The following is a 1,109-nucleotide window of genomic DNA, read 5'->3' on the forward strand; positions in this document are numbered from 1 at the left end:
TGGAACTGTTTGGTGGAGTGGTACAGGTCAGTCAAGATACGCTGCTGGTTTTCAGGGATAGCAAGCTTGTTGAGCGTGCTGGATTCAACGTGGGTGCGCATGTGATGCGCCCGACCTTGGGTGCTGTCGATAAGCGCTTGTTCGTTATCAATTAAGCCTTTGGTGGTGTATTGCCCTTTTTGACTGAGTCCTATCAAGTCGCCCTGTTTAATCATTTCATCCGCGACTTTTTTGATATCAATAGCGTTGAGTTGTACGCCGCCTTTGGTGAACTCTGAGGCGGTGAGTTCAATGATTTTTTCTAGGTGTAACGCGGTGCTGTATTGCCCTAGATGGTCAATGGCTCTGCTGATGGCGGCTTTGGTTTCACCAAGTGGTGGGGTGTTTTGCGCTTCTTTCACTTGTTGCGCCATGGTGACAAGCTGGGTGGGCTCATACCCTTGCTCTTTTACGGTGCTTTGCCACTGTTTGTTGAGGCTGTCACAGCTCTGGTAGGTTTTGCTTTTACGAGTATCGAGGTTTGCTACGTCTTTCGCCGCGCGAGAGTCAAAGCCTAAATCGAGTGTGCGTTGGTCAATTTGCTGTTTGCGAGTGGATGACGCATCAAGAATAGGCTGAGGGACACCGCTGATTTCGAACTGACCGTTGCCGACGCCTCGCGTGGAATAACCGAGTGTTTCTGCCTCTTTAGCTAATTGGCTCTGGTACAAGATACCGTAGTATTTTTGGAAGTTGTAAATGCGCTCGCCAGTCCCGTTAATCACGCCCCCTTTTTGTTTTAGGCTGGTTGATAAAGCGCGTAAATCTCCTTCTTTATCGCGCGTCATGTTAGCGGCTAGCGCGTGCGAATGCACTTGCATGTCATTTTCACGGCTGGTCTTATGGCGTACGACTGCAAATAGCATCGAATCCGTATTTTCGTATTCTTGAACGCCTTTCTCATGGGTGACTTTGACTTGTGCTACGTCTTTCTCAAGCTCTGTTAAGGCGAACTTCACGGCGTTATTGTGCGCTTCAATGAGGCGGTTATCTCCGCCAATAAGTGCAAGAACGCTGAGGGATTTGGGCGCAGAAAAGGTCAGGTCGAAGCCAGATTTGTGTTTTTCTCG

General features: G+C 49.1%; 1 protein-coding gene. It reads right to left on the minus strand.

Going from position 1 to position 1,109, the window contains the following annotated elements; translation table 11 throughout:
* The coding region (gene mobF / locus F0228_RS25615) for a MobF family relaxase (protein WP_171763059.1) at nt 1-1,109 on the minus strand (1,109 nt) is incomplete at both ends.

Source organism: Vibrio sp. 99K-1 (assembly GCF_013114585.1).
Classification (GTDB): domain Bacteria; phylum Pseudomonadota; class Gammaproteobacteria; order Enterobacterales; family Vibrionaceae; genus Vibrio; species Vibrio chagasii_B.